The sequence below is a fragment of the Paenibacillus canaveralius genome (assembly GCF_047238265.1).
In the GTDB taxonomy this organism is placed as follows: domain Bacteria; phylum Bacillota; class Bacilli; order Paenibacillales; family NBRC-103111; genus Paenibacillus_F.
Genome location: NZ_JBDFMM010000001.1, coordinates 1,082,760 through 1,104,688 on the forward strand (window position 1 = coordinate 1,082,760; position 21,929 = coordinate 1,104,688).

A 21,929-nucleotide genomic window follows, 5' to 3' on the forward strand; every position below is an offset into this window, starting at 1 on the left:
AAAGCGGGAAATTCCCGCTTTTTTAGGTCTCGTTTATGATTATTGAGCTGCAAAGTCCAAGGATAAAGGCAGATTGTTGGAAGGCTGGACCATCGTATGAAGCGTATAAGCCGGTGCGTCGTTAATAACGATACCGTTCCCTTTATCTACATGGCGGTTCGTTACCGTACTGATTTTATAATTAATAAATGCGCCGCTGGTTCTGCTTCCATACAGGGTGTAAACATTCGGAAGGCCGCTGGAATTGGTAATGTTGATGTGGTAGGTGTAGTCCGTACACCAATAAGCGACCCTGATTTTTCCGTTGAAGGATACGGGAGTCTGGTTTTGCGGGTTTCCATCGATATCCCATCTGGACATGAGTGTTTCCTGTTCGTTCATATACCCGCCGTCGTCGCTTTGCGTAATCGTCTTGGCAGGCGAGGCGCTCGTCAAGGTGAGATTGACATTCGCCGTTCTTCCCGAGTGCTGCAGCAGACCCCGGTAATCGTCATTTGTCTTCGTATTGTAATTGGTCCGTGCAATGGTTGAAGTATCCGCATAGGCCGCTAAATTCGTGGTTCCCGTATTTGTTGAAATATCCGAGATTTGTACAAGGGCGTCACTGCCGGTTGTCACATCCGCCGCTCTGAAATCCGCCATATACACGATCGCTTTCTGATTTGCGATTCCCGCCGCCGCCGAATATTCATAGGCATACCCTTGACCCGGCGCGATAGTTGCCAGATAGGTTCCGCCGCCGGCACTCTTGTTCATAAAGCTTGTTGTGGCTGTAGAAGCGGCTTTCGTCACATCCCCGCCCGCGTTGGAATCTCCGTACCCATCCTTTATTACGTACAAGTTAACCGAGTCTGTGGCAGACGGATTTTTAATATACAAAAAGAACGACAGGTTTCCGGACGCCATACTTCTGTGGGAAGACCAAAATCTGAACGTACCGTTCATGGTGTCCCGGTATAACGTCTTGTTCGCTTGATGATCATAGATGGATTCGGGCGCATTTGAAACGAATACGGGATGTCCGGTTTTGGAAAAAGTAACATCGCCGGACGTATAAGGTTCCTTAACCGATGAAGCGGGAAAAGGGGTTTCCGTACCGGGGCTGTATGCGGCGAAGGCGTTACTGGGGAGTAATAAAGCCGTACAAATCATTAATAATAAACGGGCTGTGTTTATAAATCTTTTTCTCATATTTACACTCCCAACCGTATCGGTTATTTGGCTATCTGATTGAAATGGCAGTGGAACCCGTGAGCACGTTTTTGAGCTGCTGACTACTCCTTCCTCTTTTTGAACGTTTATACATTCGTATATTAAATTGAAAATATTTCCAGTACAATATGCCGCTCGATTGAAGTCATTAAATTACCAAAAAATGCAATGTAATTACCTTAAATACCTGTTATTTCCATATGGGTTATTCTCGGAATAAACACAGTTTAATAGATGAAAAGCAGAAAAAATCCGAGCGGCCGGAACATGCAAAAAAAGCCTGCGCATGGGGCGCGGGCTTTTGCGTAAAAGATTTGGAACCGGCAGTTTTAAAGATATCCGGATGTTTACGAACTTCTTGCGAGTGTCAACGAGGCTTCAGGCTTCATGATATATATACAGGCCGGTTCTCCGGAGTTTATTTCTCGTAAGGCTTGTCCTGGTAATAAAAATTGGGGGTTTTCCAGGTGTTGTCATACTTGCTGTGAAAAATAGGCGTAGTCGCCGGGGATACCGGAGGAATCAGCCATGTCCAGTCTCCGGTTACTTCACGCCCTGCCTGGACTTCCTGCTGCTCGAACAGCTGAAACTGCTGGGCTGCCGTATGATGATCGACGATGGAGACACCTGCGCCCCGGTAGGAATGGTACACGGCTGCATTCAGCTCAATCAGTGCCCGATCCTTCCAGAAGGTCGCGTTCGAGCTTGTATCCAGCCCCATAAGCGAAGCCGTCCGGGGAAGCAGGTTGTATCTGTTCTCGTCGGCCAGATTGCGGGCCCCGATTTCGGTTTCCATATACCAGCCGTTAAAAGGCGCGGCGCAATAAGAGATACCGCCGATTTCCAGGCGCATGTCGGCGATAATGGGAACGGCGTACCATTTCAGCCGCAAATCGTCAAACCCCGGCAGCTCGGGATGACGGAGAGGAACCTCCAGCACAAGGTCGCGGGGAATCTCGAACCACCGGGGAGCGTCGTCGCCGACCTGGATAACCAGCGGAAGCAGGTCGAAGTGCGTGCCTTCGCCTTCCCAGCCAAGCTCCCGGCAAACCCGCGTGAACGGGATGGAGTTGGGATCGCCTACGAGGCCGCTGTCTGTCTCGTAGCCGGCGTAACGGATCAGCTGGTGATTCCAGATGCGTACGGGACTGATGCCGTCCTTCCCGGCCGGAGGGAGAACGGTGATGGCGGGACGGATTTTTCCGTCGTTCGTGGCAAACCGGATATGCGTAAGCAGAGCGTCGCGCACTTCTTCGAAGGTACGGATATGCCGGCCGTCGAACACGCTCAGCGTGTTCCAGAACAAACGGCCGATGCAGCGGTTGCTGTTGCGCCAGGCTAACTTGGCGCCGTACTCCACTTCTTCGGGCCTGTGTACGTAAGTGCCGGTTTCTTTGATTTGGGCGCAGACGTCGAGCCAGCGTTTCTCGGCTTCTTGTTCGCTGCGGCCCCATTCGCTGTAACAGGTATAGAGGAAGGCGCGGGCTTTCGCCGCGATGTCGTCAGTTGGGTTCATTCGAAATGCCTCCTTGGTTCAAGGATCGGCACGGTGTAGTCCGTTAGTCCTTGCTATGTATGAGCGTAACATAAATTCGGAGGCGCAAATTCGACAGTTTTGGGAACGCGAAGCCGCCCTGTCAGAATGTCACCCGGCGACGGTTTTCATACGGGAGAAAAAGGGGCGGCTGGGTCATGTGGAGCGGGCAGGCCGAGCGCCGGATGCGCCAGCGGAAGCTGCCGGCTCTGCGGCCGAGCGCCGGATGCGCCAGCGGAAGCTGCCGGCTCTGCAGCCAAGCGCCGGATGCGCCAGCGGAAGCTGCCGGCTCTGCAGCCGAGCGCCGGATGCGCCAGCGGGAGCTGCCGGCTCTACGGCCGAGCCGGATGCGCCAGCGGGAGCTGTCGGCTCTGCGGCCGAGCGCCGCCGCCAAAAGGCCGCCGTAACGTTCCCGGCGGCCTGCTTTCACCCGCGCAGGGCAAAAGCCCCTGCGCGTTCATACATGGGTGACCGGCCCATATGGGTCCGGTACACCACGATCTCTTCCGCCGTCCAGGAGGCGGAAGGAGGCTCGCCCGGCGCGTCCAGCAGTTCACGCGCCCATTTGCGCCCGCCTGTATAGCGGCGGGCGAGCGTGATGTGGGGCCGGTAAGGCCGGTCCTCCGGCTCGAAGCCGAGGGACGAGCAGGCCGCCTCCACATCACGCTGGAGCCTCTGCAGGGCGTCCAGATCGCCCTGCAGCCCGGCCCAAAGGATCCGCGGAGCATCCTTAGGGCCGAAAGTTCCCGCTCCCGCCGCGGCAAGCTCCAGCGGAGAATGAGCCCCTGCCGCTTGCTCAAGCAGGGGAGAGAGGGCGGGCAGCGTCGACAGAGGCGTATCGCCGATAAACTTCAGCGTGATATGGAAATCTTCAGGATGGACCCATTTGTGGAAGGAGGTTCCCGAATCTCTCAGCCTCCCGGTCCAGCTCTTCAGATTTTCCCGGACAGGCCCGGACAGAGGAACGGCGACGAACAGGCGCTCTAACGGATCGGTCATGTCGGATTCTCTCCTTTTGAGTAAGCTTCTTTTAATTTTGACGGAAAGGCCCGTATCCATACAACTTTCTCTTGATGGTGCTGGCGAATACTGCTATCATAGCGATAAATCAAATGAAGCAGAGGGTGTGGAGAGAAAAATGGGAAACCGTGCTTACAATTTTAACGCCGGTCCGGCGGCTCTGCCGCTGGAAGTACTGGAGCAGGCGCAGAAGGAATTTGTCGACTTCCGCGGCATCGGCATGTCGATTATGGAAATTTCGCACCGCAGCGCAGAGTACGAAGCGGTGAACAACGAAACGCAAAGCCTGCTTAAAGAATTGTTCAGCATTCCGGACGGCTACAAAGTGCTTTTCCTCCAAGGCGGAGCAAGCACACAATTCACCATGATTCCCATGAATTTTCTGCAAGCCGGACAAACCGCGGCCTATGTTCAAAGCGGCGCGTGGGCGGACAAAGCGATCAAGGAAGCGAAGCTTTTCGGGGAAACCGCGGTTGCGGCGAGCTCGAAAGATCAGAAGTTCATGCGCATGCCGGACCTCGGCGGGCTTAACCTGCCGGATCAGACGGCTTACCTGCATGTCACGTCGAACGAAACCATCGAAGGCTCCCAGCTTCAAAGCTATCCGGACACAGGCAGCATTCCGCTTATCGCGGATATGTCCAGCGACATTCTCAGCCGGCCGGTCGACGTCTCGAAGTTCAGCCTGATTTACGCGGGCGCGCAGAAAAATCTCGGTCCTTCGGGCGTAACGGTCGTTATTTTGCGGGAAGACATGCTGGAGCGCGCGAATGCGAACCTTCCGACCATGTTCCGCTACGACACCCACGTGAAGAACGATTCGCTTTACAATACGCCGCCTTCCTATTCGGTGTACATGATCAATCTGGTTCTGCACTGGATCAAACGCCAGGGCGGACTTGCGGCGCTGGAGAAAATCAACCGCGACAAAACCGACCTGATCTACAACGCCATCGATTCCAGCGGCGGCTTCTATCAAGGCTGTGTAGACACGGACAGCCGTTCGAGAATGAACATCACGTTCCGTCTGCAATCGGAAGAGCTGGAGAAGCTGTTCGTGAAGGAGTCCCAGGCGAACGGGTTTGTCGGTCTGAAAGGACACCGCAGCGTCGGCGGTCTTAGAGCTTCGACTTACAATGCGGTTCCTTACGAATCGTGTCAGGCTCTGGCCCAGTTCATGAACGATTTCAGCAAGCGCAACGGATAAACACCTCCGTTACACGGTGTACGGACAGGTATTTTTCCCTTCTTATCGGAAAACGGGGCCCTTCACAGGGTCCCGTTTTTGCTGCGCGGATAGGATGTTCGCCGGGCGGCACTGAGACCTGCCGCCATAAACCCGTAAAAAAAGGTATGGCGAATGATTCGCCCTACCTTTTACTAAAACGCTCTGTGTATGCCCGTGTAGCCGGACGGCTCTCAGGCAAAACTTTCTTTAATGGCGGGTTCGGTCAATTTGTAGCCGACGTTGCGGATGGTCATGATATATTCGGGTGTCCGGGCATTGACCTCGATTTTATCCCGGAGATGAGAGATGTGGACATCGACGATACGGGTATCGCCGAGGAAATGATAATCCCATACGCCGTGCAGCAGCTGCTGGCGGCTCAGTACTTTGCCTCTGTGCTTGCAGAGGAACACAAGCAGCTCGAATTCTTTGGGGGTCAGATCGACCGGCTTGCCCGCACAGGTCACCTCGCGCTGATCGGGACGGATGCTGAGCTGGCCGATCGTGATCGGGGCTTCTTCGCCCGAAGCCGGGAGGGTCTGGATGCGGCGGATGATCGCCTGAATGCGGGAAATCAGCTCCTGCGGACTGAATGGCTTGGTCATATAATCGTCGGCGCCGTTGTCCAGCCCCGCGATTTTATCCGATAAATCCTGCATGGCGGTGAGCATAATGATGGGAACGAGATTGTTCTGGCTGCGCAGCTTGCGGCAGACCTGCAGGCCGTCCATTTTGGGCAGCATCAGATCGAGAACGATAATGTCGGGACGGAACTGGCCGATGACGTCGAATACGGCCTCACCGTCATATACACACTGGACTTCGAAGCCTACGAGCTTCAGATTGAACTCGATGAGCATGGAGATCGAAGGTTCGTCGTCTACGACTAGCACTTTTTTCTTCATGAATCGGTCTCCTTTGGATTCGGTTATTAACTCTATTATCGCGCCTATGTATCACGGTCATATTAAGAACACGTAAAACGAGTGTTAAAATTGCCGAGAAGAAAGTGTATACTAGCAGAGGAAAGAGGTGAACGTGCAGCATGGCTTTTCACATCGTATTGGTTGAACCCGAAATCCCGGCGAATACGGGCAATATTTCCCGGACGTGCGCAGCGACGGGGACTTACCTGCATCTGGTGCGGCCGCTCGGATTTTCAACGGACGACAAAACACTCAAACGGGCCGGACTCGACTACTGGCATTCCGTCAAACTGGAATATCACGATTCTTTTGAAGAGGTTAAACAAAAATATGCCGGAAGCCGGTTCTTTTTTGCCACCACGAAAACGGATAAGCGGTATACGGATTTCGAGTTCCGCGACGGCGATTTTTTCGTTTTCGGCCGAGAGACGAAAGGACTCCCGCCCGAAATTCTGGAGGCTCATCCCGGCCAGACCATGAGAATGCCGATGTCGGATGCGGTCCGCTCGCTGAACTTATCGAATTCGGCGGCTATCGTCCTGTTCGAAGCGCTCCGCCAGAACGATTTTCCGGGTCTCCGGTAAACAGGACAAAAAAACCCTAAGGAGAAGGGAATCAGCCCTCTTCTCAGGGTCCTCCTGAATACACCCGAACTCAAACGCTTTTTTTGACATAAATTACGGTAAGCATTTCTTTTACATGAACGGTCTTCGATTTATTCGAAGATCGTTTTTTTTAGTAAATCCAGGAGATCCAGTAAGCGAGAAAAACCAGTGTGAAGAGCAGGGTGACGGGAATGACGGTGATGGTCACTTTCAAATACTGGCTCCAGGTCAGGCCAACCTTGCCTTTTTTCAGAATATGCATCCACATGAGGGTGGCGAGCGTTCCTATAGGAAGAAGAAGAGAACCGATATCGCTGCCGACGACGCTTGCCAGGTAAGAGATTTTGAGCGTCAGCGGATCGAGTCCCATATGCGTCAACGTAAGTGTTCCGATCATAAGAGCGGGATGATTGTTGAAAATATTGGAGAGCAGGCTCAGGAGGATGCCCATCAGCACGCTGGCATGAAGCAGGCTTCCGCTGACGAGGGGCTCCAGCAGCCGGATCAGCAGGTTCGTAAGGCCGATATTGTGCAGCCCGTAGATGATGACATACATACTGAAAGCGAACAGAAGAATGTTCCACGGCGTTTTGCGGATCATGTCGGCCGGAGAAATGTTCAGCCGGTACCAGCGCCAGGCAAGCAGGAGAACGGAACCGATGACGGCCATGGCGGGTACGGGAAAGTGGACGTAAGAAGCGGCGAACAAGCTCAGTCGTACGCCGAATACGAAAAGGAGAATGTTCCGCATAAACCGTGTCCGCTGTTCATCATCCAAGTCTGAAGAACTGTTTTTGAGCGGGTGGTTGCCGATGCCGGGGGATGTATATTTCCAGGAGCCGGGTCTCAGGACGGGAATGGTTTTGGGCAGCGTCTTGTAGAAGTTGAGGAACAGCAGCAGCGCCAGCAGGGCGAGACCGAGAGAGGCGGGAATGAACATCATGGCCGTGTGCATGTAGAGGTCCATATCGACCATTTTTAACGCGATAAGATTGACGATATTGCTGACCCCGATAGGCGCGCTGGAAGCCGTTGCGATTAACGCCCCGGACAGCAGATAGGGAATTTTCTGATGATTTTTGAGTTTGAGGTTGCGGAGCAGCATAAGCAGAATCGGAGTCGTAATGAGGATGCTGCCGTCGTTATTGACGAAGAGCGTCATCAGAAAGCAGAACAGATTCGTGTACCAGAACAGCCGGATGCCGGAGCCTCGCGCTTTCGCCGATAATTTCTCCGCCGCCCATTGAAAAAAACCGAAGCTTTCAAGAACGATGGCCATCACGATGGTGGCCATAATCGTAACGGCGGCTCCGCCGATCGTTTCGGTAATGCTGCCCAGATCCGTCAAAGAAACGCTGCCGCTCAGCAGGATAATCAGCGCCCCCACCGATGCGGGAAAGGCTTCATTGATGTCCGGACGCCAGAAAATAAACAAGAGAGTGCCGAGAAATGTAAGAACGGTTATCGGGATAAGGAACTCATCCATTTCTGATTTCACCTCCCTTCTTTCCGAAAAAGAAGGACCTTGTAAAAGGAAACTAGCTTCCCTAGTTTTTTCCCTCCTTTATACTTGTCTGCTATATTTAGTTGTAATGTATGATATGTTTATGGAAGATGGCAGGAACCAAGCTTTCTCCTAATTTCGCCAGTTTCAACGATTCCCTCTCCTTGACAAACGATTTGCAGGGGCAGACGGCTTGTCGTGACAGTTGAAAGGCCGGATGCTTCCCGACCCGGATCAGACGGGATTTCGGGACGGACGGGCATGAGCCGGAAGGTTCATTTCGGATTTGAGAACACCCGGGAGCCGGGATTCGGTGCCTGCCGGCATGAGCCTAAAGCAGGAGTCCGGTGTATACGGAACGGGAGATCGGGCGGCTTTTGCCTGAAATCTTCTAGGCGTATAGACGTATCCGGGGCTAGTTTGCAAGCCGGACAACGATTCTTTCACTCTGGTGCTTAGGAATCTTGTAATCTTTGCCGATTTGTATCCCCGAATAAAAAGAATATAACGAAGTTAGAAGGAATTAGCAGAAATTTGGCGAATAAAAATGGGTAAAGATTGCTAAGCCGATTATACTTCGGTGAAATGAGGTGAGTGGCACAATGATGAAACCAGCTGGAGTTGTCCGTAAAGTGGATCAGCTTGGACGTATCGTATTACCTAAGTCGCTGCGCAAAAGATATCAAATGAACGAAGGTGATCCGGTCGAAATTTTAGTACAAGGGGACCATATCATCCTAGAGAGATACCGCCCGAAATGCGTATTCTGCGGTGAAATGGATCATGTTAACGAATTTAAAGAACGTCACATCTGTTCCAATTGTCTGGGTGAAATGAACGCGATGAAACAGCCGAGAGTTTAGGGCTTATTTCCTACGTTTTGACGAGACGATCGAACACATGAGATGAAAAAGCGCCGTTTCCTTCGGGAGACGGCGTTTTTTCGCGAATGTTCCTTTTTTTACCACCTAAAACCAAGGTGATATGGTAAAATCAGGGCAGAGCTTTCGGAAGCGGAACGGAAAGGAGAGAGAGCCGTGATAAACATAAACGGGATAGGGTTCGGAGACGGGCCGGGGATGTTCGGGCTTATATCGGCGCTGTTTCCGCTCGTTTTCATCGCCATTCTGGCGTTTATCGCTTTTACTCTGGTGAGAAGCATCCTGCAGTGGAACCACAACAACAGGCAGCCGGTGCTTACGGTAGAAGCGCGGGTCGCCACGAAGCGCACGCAGGTGTCCCATCATCATTCGGCTTCGAACGAATCCATGCACAGTCATTCCACGGACACGTCCTACTTCGTCACGTTCGAGGTGGAGAGCGGTGACCGGATCGAGTTCCGGATAAGCGGGTCGGAGTACGGCCAGCTTGTGGAAGGGGACATGGGAAAGCTGAATTTTCAGGGGACGCGGTATCTCGGTTTTGCGCGGCATCGGGTGGTCAGTTATCCGTAAGCCTTGCCGGGTGCAGCGGACTCCGCGGAAGAACGAATAAGTAAAGAGGCTGGTTTTTCAGCCTCTTTTTGCTAAATCATTTCTTTTTCGATACCGGAAATGATTTCGAACGCTCCGCCGGATTTGTTGGAGCAAACCACGATAGAAAGCCTCTCTTGGGGGTAATAGACAGACCTGAAGTTCACGCCCGGGTCATACCCCATTAAAATATACTTCTCTACATCCTCATGACCCTCATGCTGCCGGAGCTTCATACGGAGTCCATATCCGTAATAAATGTCGTTAGCTATATGCACATGGGGCCGCAGCAGCATAGAGGTCGTTTCCTCGCTCAACAATTCAAATCTCATTAAACTTTCCCAAAATTTCATCATATCCGGTGCCGTCACATAAGCGCCGCCGTCCGGGCCGCCTTTGGCGGGAAGCGAGAATACGTTGGTTTTCCAGCCTCCGTCTTCTCGGTCGATATAACCGGCCGCCGTACGTTCGGGCAAACTATCCGCTTCAAAGTATCCGGAATCCTTCATGCCCGCCTTGGCAAAAATAAATTGCTCCACATAATCGCTGAAAGGGAGCCCGCTGACATGTTCGACAACGAGCCCCAGAACGATATAGCCTCCGTTATTGTAATGAAAAACACGGCCGGTCTCGTGCTTCATCTTTTTTTCGGCAAACAAGGGAAGGAAGTCCTGAGGACGCCGGACACGGTACATGGGATAATCCGTCCATAAATCTTCGAAATGATCCATGATGTCTTCGTCGAAATAATCAGGTATCCCGGAAGTATGTGTTAACAACTGATGAATCGTGATATCTTGATCAAAATGTTCAAGCTTCAGCGGGAGACAATCCCGCAGCTTGGAATCGTAAGAGAGTTGACCTTTCTCCACTAGCTGGCAGATTGCTGCAGCCGTAAACAGCTTGCACCCGGATGCTATTCCGAAACGGGTATCCGCCCGGTTAAGGATGCCTTCGGAGCGATTGGCATAGCCGCCGCTGAAGGCGGCGAAGATTTCTTCCTTGTTCTTAGCAAGGGCCGTGCCGGAAAACCCGGTCGCCTCTTTAAGAGTCCGCATAGACCCGCTTATCATTTCTTTCATGCCGTTTCCTCCATTCTTCCGCATGGAACGGTATCTTTCCCGTGCTCTTTTTTGCTATAAAAAAAATCCCCGCCGCAGACGGACAGAACAAGAGATTCATTCTGCTCGCAGGGTGGGGATCATTTCATATCCAGGGCTTTCGTTTGTCCGCATGACGGGCGAAACTTACAGGCCTTTGGTTTTATCCTCGTTGTACGAAGATGTGAAGATGGCCACGATAAACATGGTAAGCACTGCAATAATGATCCAGAAAGCATGAGACATCCAAGCGCACCTCCAAGTAAACATACGTTAGCCTAATTATACCCAATCGTCCATCAAAAGAAAATGACAAAAATGTGAACAAGCCTTCATACGCCTTTACATGATCGGCTGGTTGGCTTTCCGGTATTCATTTGGCGAGAACCCGGTGACTTTTTTGAAAACTTTGCTGAAATATTTCTCGTCGCCGTAGCCGACCATTTCGCTGACCTGGGAAATCCGCAGGTTGGGATTCATCATGAGCAGTTTTGCTTTGTCGATGCGGATAGAACCCAGATAGTCGGACAAATTCGTCCCGAACTCCTGCTTGAACTTGCGCGAAATATATTCGCGGGAGAGGAAGAAACGTCCGGCGATATCCTGCAGCGAAATCTCTTCGTGATAGTGCGTCTGCAAATATTTCGCGATGTCGTAGATGACGTTCTTCTCCCGGTGCTGCCTTTTGAGCAGATGCTTCGAGAGCTGGATGAACGAATGCGTCAGCTCCTGCTGCCAGTCGGCAAGCGAGAGCGTGCCCTGCTCGTTCAGCGGGACGATGGTCTGTCCGCTGCCGGTTTCCGAGCGCAGCTCCGCGAGCAGCTCTTCGGGACCGTCCGGGAAGAAGTCCTCGATCCAGCGGCCCCGCATGGTGTCCGCTTCGCCGCGCCACTGCTCGATCTGCTCGAGCGTGATGGCGCTCAGGCTCCGCACGCCGTCGAACCACGCCTGCACGGCGGAGGTGATCTCTTCGGCGCTGCCGCTGCGGATCGCCGTCCGGATCGCTTCCTCGAAGTCGCTGAAGCGCAGCCGCCGGGGCTGAAGCCCTTCGGGCCGGACAGCCTCGTGAATCCAGCCGCCGCGGCTGAGCAGGTTGCGCTGGCGCAGCGCGTTACGGGCTTCACGGTAAGCGGCCGGGAGGCCTTCCGGGAAAGCGTGCACGCCGCTGAGCCCGAAATCGAGCCGGCTGTGCAGGGCGGTCCGGATGCCCTCGTTAATGTCCCCGAGCAGAGCGGGGACTTTGTCCGGCTCGCCCCAGACCAGGAGCACGATCTCGTTGGAGCTCCAGTAACGGAAGGCGGCTCCGCGGCTGCGGCGGTGAAGGAACTCGTTGCAGATGTTGATCAGCGAGAAGAAGAGCAGGTCCGTGTTGCGGCCGAATTTGTTCTTCAGCTTCGTCTCCATCGTGACCATGCTGAGGATGGCGATGCGGCACGAGACCGTTCCCGCGGGAAGACCCCAGTCGGTCCGGAGATCCCGGACGGCGTCCGGATTTTGCCCGGGCCCGTCGAGCAGTCCGGACAACTGCCGGTCCCAGTAGACCGGCTTGATGCGGTTCATCTCAATGTTCCGCTCCACGCTCCGGGACCGTTCGTGCTCTTCTTTCTTCCAACTGGCCACCGCTTTGGCCAGCGCCTCGTTGACCTGATCCGGATCGATCGGCTTCAGGATATAGTCGGTTCCGCCGTATTGGATCGTATGGCGGACAAGGGAAAAGTCATCGTGGCCGCTGATCACGATCGATTTGGCGGAGGGCTCGTTGGCCTGCAGCCATTGGAGCAGCTCCACGCCGCCCCTGACCGGCATCATCATATCGGTGATGATGATCTGGGGCTTTTCGCGCCCGATTACTTCAATGGCTTCTTCCCCGTTTTCCGCCTCGAACACTTGCGTAATGCCGTGGTCTTCCCATGTGATCAGCATCCGCAGGGCATTGCGGACGTGTTTCTCATCGTCTACGAGTAATGCGATCATGTTGTGGTATCCTCCCCGAGCGGAATGCGCATCGTAATCCGGACGCCGTGCGGGTCCGTGTTCTCAAGTGTCAGCGAAGCCCGCGGATCGAAGTAAAGGCGCAGTCTGCTCCTTACGTTGCCGATCCCGATTCCGCCTTCTTCCTCTATCCCGGTCTCCTCGCGCATCATGGCGAGTCCGGCTTCCAGTTCCGCCAGCTTGTCCTCCGGGATGCCGCGTCCGTTGTCCTCGACTTCCACGATGAGGACAGGCTGTGCGGGATTCCCGACGCCGGGTTCGAGCCGGGCCCGTACAATCAGACGGCCGGGACCGAGTTTCGGATCGAAGCCGTGCTTGAAATAATTTTCGGCCAGCGGTTGAACGATCATCTTCGGAACCATGATGCCAAGAGCGGCTTCGTCCAGTTCGTAGTGCGTACCGAATTTGCCTTCGAACCGCTCTTTCTGCAACTCCAGATACGCCTTCACATGACTGATTTCCATCGAAAGCGGCACGGCTTCCTGATTCGTGTTCATGCTGTAGCGCATCATTTTCGCCAGCGAGTTGATCAGCGAGTAGATGCGCGGAACGTTATGCTGGAGAGCCAGCGTACCGATGGACTGCAGCGCGTTGTTCATGAAATGCGGGTTGATCTGGGCCTGCAGCGCTTTTAACTGGTTCGTTTTATTGGCGATGTCGAGCCTGTATTCCCGCAGAATGAGGTTATTGATCGTCTCCATCATCGTCCGGAACCGGCGGACCAGAATACCGATTTCGTCCTGGCCTTCCCCGTCTACACGAGCGGTCAGATTACCGGCCTGAATCTGGTTGATCGTTCCGATCAATTTTTTGATCGGGGCGGTGATGCGGATCGTCACGAGCAAGGTGGCCGCAATGACGAGCAGCAGGGAGACCGCCGCGATGATGATATTGATCTGGGTCAGGCTCCGAACCCCCTCGTACAGATAGCTGTGCGGGATTTCCTTCACGAGCGTCCACTTCATGTAGGGGGTGTCCATTTTTTCGTACAAATAAACGGACTTGTTCATTTCCAGCTGCCCGCGTGTTTCTTTGGACTCCAGAACCCGCCCCGTCCAGTCATCGGAGAGGGGCTTTCCGACCAGGGTGCTGTCCCCGGAATAAACGACCATGCCCGACTGATCGAGCAGGTAAAGACGTTCGTGCTGTTTGTTGAAAAGCTGGTCGGCAATGTCCTGAATCGCCTCCAGCTTGATATCGATCGATAACGTCCCCAGCCATTCCGTCGTCGGGACGTTGTAGATGGCCCGGTGTAATGTTATGACGGGGCGGGGGTCATAATAAGGCGGACTTTGTCCCAGTCCGTAGATGGAACTCATGTGCGTAGGCTCCACGACGGAAGAGGGATTATCGGTCGTATAAGGCTCGCTGAAATTATCCGTATCATAGCCGCGCTTCGGGATGTCCCCGATAAGCAGCGTAGACCTGCGGGCTTTTGCCATATAGAAATAAATCTGGTAAATGCCGTCCACGGAGTGAGTCAGATTTTGCAGCAGAGTATAGGTTTGGGCCTCGTTCGTGTAATCATGCACATTCCTCCGGAGCATCAGAAGCACGCCCGGATCGTTATAGAGCGACAGCGAGTTGCGGTTCAGCGTATCCATGTACGCTTGTACGTTCGTTTTGCCCTGGTAGATGAGATTGGCGTTCTCCCGGATCAGCTTCGTTCCGACCGAACGGGTCGTGTAAAAATATGTGACGATCATCGAGATTACGATCGGAATGACGGTCGCGATCAGCATGAGCAGGATGAGGCGTGTACGAATGCTGCTTTTGTTCATCGGGCAGACTCCTCAGATCAATATATTCCACCTAACGGTTCACCTCGTGCGGTAGTGGGGAACGTGGGGCGCGTCCTATACTTAATACACAACCTTCCGCAGAAAAAAGGAGGAAGACAGATGCATAAGCGTTCATCGCAGTGGGCTCAGCAATTATTTTTTCTCGGACCCGCGGTCCTGTTCTTTACCCTGATTATTATCATCCCTTTCCTGCTCGGCATGTACTACTCGTTCACGAACTGGAACGGAGTATCCGGCGAGGTCAGCTGGGTAGGCTTTGATAATTTTAAAAGAATCTTCACCGGGGATCAAGATTTCTGGAGCGCCTTCTGGTTTACCGTCCGGTTTACGATCGTGGGCGTCGTGCTGTCCAATCTGGTCGGATTCGTTCTGGCATACCTGCTGACGAGACCTTTGAAGACCCGGAATTTCCTGAGAACGATTTTCTTTATGCCGAACGTAATCGGCGGGCTTCTTCTCGGTTTTATCTGGCAGTTTATTTTTGTAAAAGGATTTTCCGCTATCGGCCAAATGACGGGAATCGGCTTTTTTAACCTTCCGTGGCTGGGGGATTCCATGACCGCCTTCTGGGGCATCGTGATCGTGTTCGTCTGGCAGACAGCCGGGTATCTGATGGTTATTTACATCGCGGCTTTCAGCAATGTGCCCAAAGACGTCATCGAAGCGGCGCAGATCGACGGAGCTACGCAGGGACAAGTGCTGCGTTCCATTATGATTCCGCTCATCATGTCGGCCGTTACCGTCTGCCTGTTCCTTGCCATTTCATGGACGTTCAAAATGTTCGATCTCAACTTGTCGCTGACGAAGGGCGGACCTTTCCGCTCGACCGAATCCGTTGCGATGAACATTTACAGCGAAGCGTTCCAGAACAACCGGTACGGCCTCGGTACGGCCAAGGCGCTTGTGTTCTTCATCGTCGTCGCGGTCATTACCTGGCTGCAGGTCCGTTTCACGAAAAGCAAGGAGGTCGAAGCGTAAATGGAAGCACAAAACCGTTACTCCGGGCGCGTGTTTGCCGCCGAAGCCGTAACGTTTATCATCGCTCTGTTGTTTCTTGTCCCGTTTTACTTCCTTCTCGTGAACTCCGTGAAAAGCTTCGGCGACCTGCTTTCCAATGCCGCCAGCTGGCCCGAATCGTTTCACTTCGAGAACTACAAGCGGGCCTGGACCATTACCAAATTCCCGGCCGTGTTCTGGAACTCCCTGATCGTGACCGTGATCAGCAACATCGGCATCGCACTGATCAGCGCTATGGCGGCTTACCGGCTTGTGCGGTATAAAAGCCGCGTCAACCAAGTCCTGTTCGGCCTGTTCGTGGCCGCGATGGTTATCCCGTTCCAGTCGATCATGATCCCGCTCGTAAAAGTCCTCTCCGGCGTAGGCCTGATGGACAGCCTGTGGGGCCTGATCGTCTGTTACCTGGGATTCGGGGCACCGATGGCAATCTTTCTTTTCCACGGATTCGTGAAATCGATTCCTCTGGAGATTGAGGAGTCGGCCGTCGTGGACGGGACATCCCCGTACGGCGTGTTCTGGCGCATCGTGCTGCCGCTGCTCAAGCCGATGATCGTAACCGTCATCATCCTGAACGCCCTCTGGACGTGGAACGACTATCTGCTGCCGTCGCTCGTCCTGCAAGACCAATCTCTGCGGACCATCCCGCTGGCTACCTTCTCCTTCTTCGGCCAGTACATGAAGCAGTGGGATCTGGCTCTGCCGGCGCTCGTGCTCGGAATTACGCCGATCATCATTTTCTTCCTGGCCATGCAGCGTTATATTATCGAAGGTATTACGGCAGGTTCCGTCAAAGGCTGAGTACGGATCTGACAAAGCCCGTAAGGTCAATTTGTTCCACTCAACAGGTCAACAGCCTCGGTGTCGGCGGTCCGTTCCTGTCTTTATAATGAAGAAGATCCGGCAAGAAGCAAGACTATAAAGGGAGGTTTCACCATGAAAAAGCTTTCTACACTCGCACTCGTTTCCGTATTCGCGATGTCCACCGTGCTCGCAGGCTGCGGAAGCGGTGATTCCGGTAAAACCGCGGAAGGCGGCAATGCGGCCGAAGGCGGAACGAAAACCATTAAAATCTTTCAATTTAAAGTCGAAATCGCCGAAGCGTTGAATAAAGTTAAAGCGGAGTATGAAAAAACGCATCCGGGCGTCAAGCTGGACATCCAGACCGTAGGCGGAGGCGCGGATTACGGCGCGGCGCTCAAAGCGAAATTCGCGGGCGGCGATACGCCGGACATTTTCAACAACGGCGGCTTCCAGGAAATGAACACATGGATGGAACATCTCGAAGATCTCTCCGACCAGCCTTGGGTAAAAGATCTGGTTCCGGTCGCGAAAGAACCGATGACCAAGGACGGCAAAATCTATGGACAGCCGATGGGTCTGGAAGGCTACGGCTTCATTTACAACAAAGACTTGTTCAAGAAAGCCGGCATTACCGAACTGCCGAAAACGCTGACTCAGCTCGACGAAGCGTCGAAAAAACTTCAGGCGGCGGGCATCACGCCGTTCGCGAACGGCTACCAGGAATGGTGGGTGCTGGGCAACCATACGCTTAACGTCGCGTTTGCCAACCAGCCGGATTCCAACAAATTTATCGCCGGCCTGAACGCCGGAACCGAGAAATTCAAGGGCAATCCCGTCTTCGAACAGTGGACCAGAATGGTAGATCTGACACTGAAATACAGCAACAAAAATCCGCTGACGACCGATTACAACACCCAGGTTACAATGTTCGCTAACGGTCAAGCGGCTATGATGCAGCAGGGCAACTGGACGCAGGTCCAAATTGACGGAATCAACAAGGACCTGAACATCGGCATTCTTCCGATGCCGATCGGCGACGATGCGGCACAGACGGACAAGCTTTACGTGGGCGTTCCGAACAACTGGGTCGTCAACAAGAACTCCAAGGTCAAAGCCGAAGCCAAAGAGTTTTTGAACTGGCTCGCAACCTCCGATGCCGGTAAAGCTTTTATCACGCATGACTTCAAGTTCATTCCGGCCTTCACGAACATCGAAGCGAAAGCGGAAGATCTCGGCGACCTCGCCGCGGATATTATGACGTACAGCAAAGAGAACAAAGTTCTGGGCTGGAACTCCTCCAAGTATCCGGAAGGCGCTATGCAGGAATTCGGTGCTACCATGCAGGCTTATGTAGCCGGTAAGAAAACGAAAGATCAAATGTTCGACGACTTCCAGAAAACGTGGGATAACCTTAAAGGTAAAACCGCGCAGTAAGGTAGCTTAAGAAACGCTTGCGATGTGAATCGCAGGCGTTTTTTTTGTATGAGGTGCAAAGACCGAAAAGTATTCCGGGAAAGGGACTTCCGGTGAAATTCCAGCTAACCCCGTAAACATACTGAAATGCGCAGGTTAGAATGATGCAGGGTGAAGTAGGTGGTCAAGCGAAGTAGGGAACGAGAAGGCAGCCGTAAAAATTGCGAAGCATTGGAGGAAGAGCCTAAGAGATTGAGGATGAAGAACGAAGGGAGAGGGAGTTAAAAGCGAGAACGAAGCAAGAACGAAGCAAGAACGAAGCAGGAACAAGGCAAGAACAAGGCAAGAACAAGGCAAGAACAAGGCAAGAACAAGGCAAGAACAAGGCAAGAACAAGGCAAGAACAAGGTAAAATCAAAGCAAGAGCAAAGCAAGAACGCAGCAAGGATGAAGCAAGAACAAGGCAAGATCGATACAAGAATAAAGTAAGGATGAAGCAGGAAGCGGTAACGGAGTAAAAGCGGTCCCCTATCCTAAGGGAACCGCTTTTGGTTATTCGGGGCCGCGTCCGCGAGTGACTGCCCAAAAGAGAAGGGCCAGCCCGCTTACGGCTGCGCCGAAAAAGCATACTCCGTTCCAGCCGCTGACAGCGTATAAGCCTGTCGATGCAATCGCTCCCGTCGCGCTGCCCAGCGAGTAAAACACCATGTAACCTGCTGTCAGCCGGCTCCGTGCTTCGGGACGTACGGTGAAGATCAGGCTTTGGTTTGTCACATGGACGGCCTGTACGGCAAGGTCCAGCAGGATGACGCCAACGACTGCGGCCGTCAGAGAATGGGGGGTGAAGCCGATAAAACCCCAGGACACCAACAGCAGAACGAGCGCCGTGCCGGTGGTCCGCTGTCCCAAGCCGCGGTCCGCCAGTCTGCCCGCTCCTGCGGCGGCTAATGCCCCGGCTGCTCCGGCAAGACCGAACGCCCCGACGGCCGTGTGGGAAAGCGAAAGAGGAGGCGCGCTGAGAGGCAGAACCAGGGCGGTCCACAAGGTGCTGAACGCGGTAAAGATCAGAAAAGCCAGGACGGCACGTACCCGCAGCAGGCGTTCTTCCTTAAACAAAGTGAACACGGACCGGAGAAGGCGGAGATAAGAGAGCGCCGTCTTCTTATGAGGAACATCCGGTAACACCCGGTACAGAACGGCTCCCGTAACGAACATCAGCAGTCCCGAGGTGAGATAAACCGATCTCCAGCCGGCCAGATCCGTCAGGGTGCCGGCAAAGGTCCGTGCGAGAAGGATGCCGATTACGATACCGCTCTGCACGACGCCTACGAGGCGTCCCCTTTCCCCGGGGGAGGCAAGAGTGGAAGCATAGGCGACAAGCACCTGAGTCACGACGGCGAGCAGCCCGACCGCGGCCATTCCGGCCAGCAGTACCGGTGCGGACGGGGCGGTGCCGACGATGAGAAGAGCGCCGGCCGAAAGCAGCATTTGAACGGCGATGAGCCGCCGGCGGTTCAGCAGATCCCCGAGCGGAACGAGCAGCAGCAGGCCTAGGGCGTAACAAAGCTGAGTTACGGTAACGACAAGGCCGATAGCGGCGGGAGCTACCCGGAACTCAGCGGCAAGAGCGTCAAGGAGAGGCTGGGCGTAGTAAATGTTGGCTACGGCGAGTCCGCAAGCGGCGGAAAAAAGCAGCGCCTTCGCCCGGGACAAGGAAGACGGCGGAGCCGCCGGTTCGGGGTGTGAGGCTAAAACAGAACCCGAGGGAAAATCTCCTTCCGCCGATGAGCCCGATGGCGATGACGATGCGGGTTTCAAAGCCGCTGGCAAGGCCGCATTCGGCGCCGGTTTTAGAGTCGTCGACAAGCCCGATACGGGTGGCGGTGTCGGAGACGGTGCCTCAACCCGGGCAAGCGTCTCAGTCTCAGCCGTGACCGGGATGGAAGCTTCTCCGTTCGGAATGGCGGACGTTTCTTTCGAATCTGAAGTTCCGGCTTCTTGTCCGGCGGGGAGGCTGATTTTGCGGGGAGTTACCATAGTTCGTTTCACTCCTTTTAGGATATTAGAATTTATAATATACCGAGTGGTACATAATGATTGTTAAATTACCAGCAATTGAGGGAACTGTCAAGGATAACTGACTGAAGCATGGAATTTAAATCCGCCAATAAAGACATGTGTTAAAAAAGGATAAAGTTAATCCGTAAGGACTCTGGATTTATGTTACAAAGAACTTTTAATTTATTGACAAGAGAGCGTTTGAAATCTAAAATTAAATATACCGACCGATATAAATAAGAGGGGGGTTCTTATGGTCCGTCAGAGGGAATTCGATGAAGACACGGCTTTGGATGCCGCAATGCAGCTGTTCTGGGAAAAAGGATACGAGGCCGCTTCGTTAACCGAATTGACGGCCCGAATGGGCATACAGCGGCCAAGCATGTATGCCGCTTTCGGCAGCAAGCAGGAGCTGTTCGAGGCCGCTCTGCGCAAATATACACAGGCTCACGCCGCCCGAATACGGGCTAAACTGCACAATCACGCCTCCGTCAAAGAGGCTTTCCGCGCTTTGTTCGAGGACATCGTGGCGGATGAATACGACAGAAGCCTGAACCGGGGATGCTTCAGCATTAACACGATGGTGGAGCTGGCGCCCCACGACGAGAAATTCGAAATTCTTACGAGAGAGCACCAATTGTACCTTTCGGTTATTTTCCAGGAAACGATCGAACGGGGAATTCGCTCGGGCGAACTGGATACTGCACTTCAAGCAAGGGGCACGGCCCAGGCTCTGCTGGTGTCACTGATCGGGCTTACCGTTATGATGAAGTCCCGTCCGGACAGGCAGTTTGCCGATAATACGGTAGAGATGCTGCTTACTCTGCTTCATTGACGCCGGAAAAACGGCAGCCTCAAACCTAATGCGCCTCCCGGCATGGAACGTGTCGTCGAAAGAAGGCCGCCTGAACCCGACAGGAGTGTAATCGAACCGATTACATTTTGTAAGCGAAGGGTATAGTAAAGAGAAGGTTTAACGCCGTTGAAACTTGTCTTTCTACTAATAAAGAAGGTGACTTATGACATACGATTCGATTATTGTCGGCGGAGGCATTGCGGGGCTTCAGGCGGCGATCCAGCTCGGACGTTACGGCCATCGCGTCTTGGTTATTGACGCCGGATACGGCCGCTCTACCCTGTGCGCCAAATACCATAACGTGCTCGGCTACCCGGACGGGATATCCGGCGAAGAGCTGCGCCGCACGGGCAGGGGGCAGGCCGAGTCGCTCGGCGTCGAATTCGCCGAAGGACTGGCCGTACGGCTGGCGGGCTCGCTGGAGTCCGGCTTCCGCGTCGGCATGAGGAAGCTCCGGCCTGACGAACGGGGAGCCCGGCACCCGCTTGCGGCGCACGAGCCCGGCGGGCTGGGGCTGCCCGGCGAGTCCGGTGCGGAGCCGGACACTGAATACACCGGTGCCACGCTGCTGCTGGCTACCGGTGTGATGGACCGCTTCCCGGAGCTGCCGGGGCTGCGGGAATGCCTCGGACATACGGTGTATGTATGTCCGGACTGCGACGGCCACGAGGTGGCGGGCCGCCGCACGCTCGTGCTGGGCGCGGGCAATCCCGGCGCCGGCATGGCACTGACCCTGCGTCCGCGGACGGACAAGCTCACGTTCGTGAATCACGAACGGAGCCCCGTTAACGCGGATCTGCAGGAAAAGCTGGAGCGCGCCGGCATCGACATCGTCGCCGGACCGATTGCCGCCATCCTGGAGGATGGCGGCAGGATCGGCGGCGTGGAGCTGGCCGGCGGCGGGACGCTGTCCGCCGAGAGAGGGTTTCTCGGCTTCGGCGGCAATGCCGTCCATTCCGGCCTGGCCGCGCAGCTCGGCGTGGAGCGGATGGAGAACGGCCATCTGCTGGCCGATCCGCGCAGCAAGGAAACGAACATTCCGGGTGTTTACGTGGCCGGAGATATCGGCGTACATGCGGAGCAGCTTACCGTCGCGATGGGCGAAGGCGCCATGGCGGCTATCTGGATGAATAAAGCGATCCGCAAGAAGAACAACTGACCGCATGCCTGATAAAGGCGGAGGACGGCACCTGTCAGACAGGAGGCCGATCCCTCCGTCTTTTTTAATGCCTGCGCCTGGAAGGCCGAGCTTGCGTGAGAGCTTGGCGCGGCGTGAGGAGGGGGACAATTCTGCCGGTTTCTTTTTAAATAAAAAAATTTCAAAAGAAGGTTGTAAAAGCCGGACTCCGTTCGCCTTATTAAGTGAAGGAGCAAAGCCGCGCCTTTTTT

At 54.1% G+C, this 21,929-nt stretch carries 19 protein-coding genes; 9 read left to right on the plus strand and 10 right to left on the minus strand.

Annotation, left to right across the window (positions count from 1 at the left end; all coding sequences use genetic code 11):
* Window positions 1-39: 39 nt before the first annotated feature.
* The 4 genes from ABC395_RS04900 to thpR all read right to left on the minus strand — a co-directional run bounded on the left by ABC395_RS04900 (window position 40) and on the right by thpR (window position 3,745).
* Window positions 40-840 carry a hypothetical protein gene (locus tag ABC395_RS04900; protein ID WP_413001168.1) on the minus strand — a complete coding sequence of 267 codons (801 nt, stop codon included), beginning with the start codon at window positions 838-840 and terminating at the stop codon, window positions 40-42.
* A 790-nt stretch (window positions 841-1,630) separates the two neighbouring features.
* Window positions 1,631-2,728 carry a nitric oxide synthase oxygenase gene (locus tag ABC395_RS04905; protein ID WP_413001170.1) on the minus strand — a complete coding sequence of 366 codons (1,098 nt, stop codon included), beginning with the start codon at window positions 2,726-2,728 and terminating at the stop codon, window positions 1,631-1,633.
* Window positions 2,729-2,849: 121 nt separating this feature from the next.
* A complete protein-coding gene (locus ABC395_RS04910) occupies window positions 2,850-3,176 on the minus strand; it encodes a hypothetical protein (RefSeq protein WP_413001172.1) in 327 nt (108 codons plus the stop codon).
* Window positions 3,173-3,745, minus strand: coding sequence for an RNA 2',3'-cyclic phosphodiesterase (gene thpR, locus ABC395_RS04915; protein WP_413001174.1), 573 nt, complete (start codon window positions 3,743-3,745; stop codon window positions 3,173-3,175). Before thpR ends, ABC395_RS04910 begins: the two co-directional genes overlap by 4 nt.
* Before the next feature lie 139 nt (window positions 3,746-3,884).
* On the opposite strand from thpR, the gene serC reads away from it, so the two are divergent.
* Window positions 3,885-4,973, plus strand: a complete 1,089-nt coding sequence (gene serC, locus ABC395_RS04920; protein WP_413001176.1) for a 3-phosphoserine/phosphohydroxythreonine transaminase — start codon at window positions 3,885-3,887, stop codon at window positions 4,971-4,973.
* Between the two features lie 212 nt (window positions 4,974-5,185).
* Here serC and ABC395_RS04925 read toward each other — a convergent pair whose 3' ends face one another.
* Window positions 5,186-5,899: a response regulator transcription factor gene (locus ABC395_RS04925; protein ID WP_413001178.1), complete on the minus strand. Its 714-nt coding sequence runs from the start codon at window positions 5,897-5,899 to the stop codon at window positions 5,186-5,188.
* A gap of 140 nt (window positions 5,900-6,039) precedes the next feature.
* Here ABC395_RS04925 and trmL point away from each other — a divergent pair, with 140 nt between their 5' ends.
* Window positions 6,040-6,504 carry a tRNA (uridine(34)/cytosine(34)/5-carboxymethylaminomethyluridine(34)-2'-O)-methyltransferase TrmL gene (gene trmL / locus ABC395_RS04930; RefSeq protein ID WP_413001179.1) on the plus strand — a complete coding sequence of 155 codons (465 nt, stop codon included), beginning with the start codon at window positions 6,040-6,042 and terminating at the stop codon, window positions 6,502-6,504.
* A 151-nt stretch (window positions 6,505-6,655) separates the two neighbouring features.
* Here the strand turns inward: trmL and ABC395_RS04935 are convergent, their stop codons facing one another.
* Window positions 6,656-8,011: an ArsB/NhaD family transporter gene (locus ABC395_RS04935; RefSeq protein WP_413001181.1), complete on the minus strand. Its 1,356-nt coding sequence runs from the start codon at window positions 8,009-8,011 to the stop codon at window positions 6,656-6,658.
* A gap of 623 nt (window positions 8,012-8,634) precedes the next feature.
* On the opposite strand from ABC395_RS04935, the gene ABC395_RS04940 reads away from it, so the two are divergent.
* Window positions 8,635-8,892 (plus strand): AbrB/MazE/SpoVT family DNA-binding domain-containing protein, encoded by a 258-nt coding sequence (locus tag ABC395_RS04940; protein WP_170318711.1) that lies wholly within the window; start codon window positions 8,635-8,637, stop codon window positions 8,890-8,892.
* Between the two features lie 174 nt (window positions 8,893-9,066).
* Window positions 9,067-9,483, plus strand: coding sequence for a DUF2500 domain-containing protein (locus tag ABC395_RS04945; protein WP_413001183.1), 417 nt, complete (start codon window positions 9,067-9,069; stop codon window positions 9,481-9,483).
* A gap of 71 nt (window positions 9,484-9,554) precedes the next feature.
* Here ABC395_RS04945 and ABC395_RS04950 read toward each other — a convergent pair whose 3' ends face one another.
* The 3 genes from ABC395_RS04950 to ABC395_RS04960 form a co-directional block, all read right to left on the minus strand.
* Window positions 9,555-10,583, minus strand: coding sequence for a serine hydrolase domain-containing protein (locus tag ABC395_RS04950; protein WP_413001184.1), 1,029 nt, complete (start codon window positions 10,581-10,583; stop codon window positions 9,555-9,557).
* 360 nt (window positions 10,584-10,943) lie between these two features.
* Complete coding sequence (locus tag ABC395_RS04955; RefSeq protein ID WP_413001186.1) at window positions 10,944-12,575, minus strand: response regulator; 1,632 nt, start codon at window positions 12,573-12,575, stop codon at window positions 10,944-10,946.
* The gene (locus ABC395_RS04960) at window positions 12,572-14,374 is read right to left on the minus strand and encodes a cache domain-containing sensor histidine kinase (protein WP_413001188.1); all 1,803 of its coding nucleotides are present in this window, start codon (window positions 14,372-14,374) and stop codon (window positions 12,572-12,574) included. The genes ABC395_RS04955 and ABC395_RS04960 overlap by 4 nt, the downstream gene beginning before the upstream one ends.
* Window positions 14,375-14,494: 120 nt before the next feature.
* On the opposite strand from ABC395_RS04960, the gene ABC395_RS04965 reads away from it, so the two are divergent.
* From ABC395_RS04965 to ABC395_RS04975, 3 genes are all read left to right on the plus strand, one after another.
* Window positions 14,495-15,373, plus strand: coding sequence for a carbohydrate ABC transporter permease (locus ABC395_RS04965; protein ID WP_413001190.1), 879 nt, complete (start codon window positions 14,495-14,497; stop codon window positions 15,371-15,373).
* Window positions 15,374-16,210, plus strand: a complete 837-nt coding sequence (locus ABC395_RS04970; protein WP_413001192.1) for a carbohydrate ABC transporter permease — start codon at window positions 15,374-15,376, stop codon at window positions 16,208-16,210.
* 135 nt (window positions 16,211-16,345) lie between these two features.
* On the plus strand, window positions 16,346-17,647 hold the full coding sequence (locus ABC395_RS04975; RefSeq protein ID WP_413001194.1) for an ABC transporter substrate-binding protein: 1,302 nt from the start codon (window positions 16,346-16,348) through the stop codon (window positions 17,645-17,647).
* 531 nt (window positions 17,648-18,178) lie between these two features.
* Here ABC395_RS04975 and ABC395_RS04980 read toward each other — a convergent pair.
* The gene (locus tag ABC395_RS04980; RefSeq protein ID WP_413001195.1) at window positions 18,179-19,663 is read right to left on the minus strand and encodes an MFS transporter; all 1,485 of its coding nucleotides are present in this window, start codon (window positions 19,661-19,663) and stop codon (window positions 18,179-18,181) included.
* 274 nt (window positions 19,664-19,937) lie between these two features.
* Here ABC395_RS04980 and ABC395_RS04985 point away from each other — a divergent pair, with 274 nt between their 5' ends.
* Together ABC395_RS04985 and ABC395_RS04990 are read left to right on the plus strand one after the other, a co-directional pair.
* Window positions 19,938-20,519 carry a TetR/AcrR family transcriptional regulator gene (locus ABC395_RS04985; RefSeq protein ID WP_413001197.1) on the plus strand — a complete coding sequence of 194 codons (582 nt, stop codon included), beginning with the start codon at window positions 19,938-19,940 and terminating at the stop codon, window positions 20,517-20,519.
* Window positions 20,520-20,703: 184 nt separating this feature from the next.
* Window positions 20,704-21,699 carry an NAD(P)/FAD-dependent oxidoreductase gene (locus ABC395_RS04990; protein ID WP_413001199.1) on the plus strand — a complete coding sequence of 332 codons (996 nt, stop codon included), beginning with the start codon at window positions 20,704-20,706 and terminating at the stop codon, window positions 21,697-21,699.
* Window positions 21,700-21,929 lie beyond the last annotated feature (230 nt).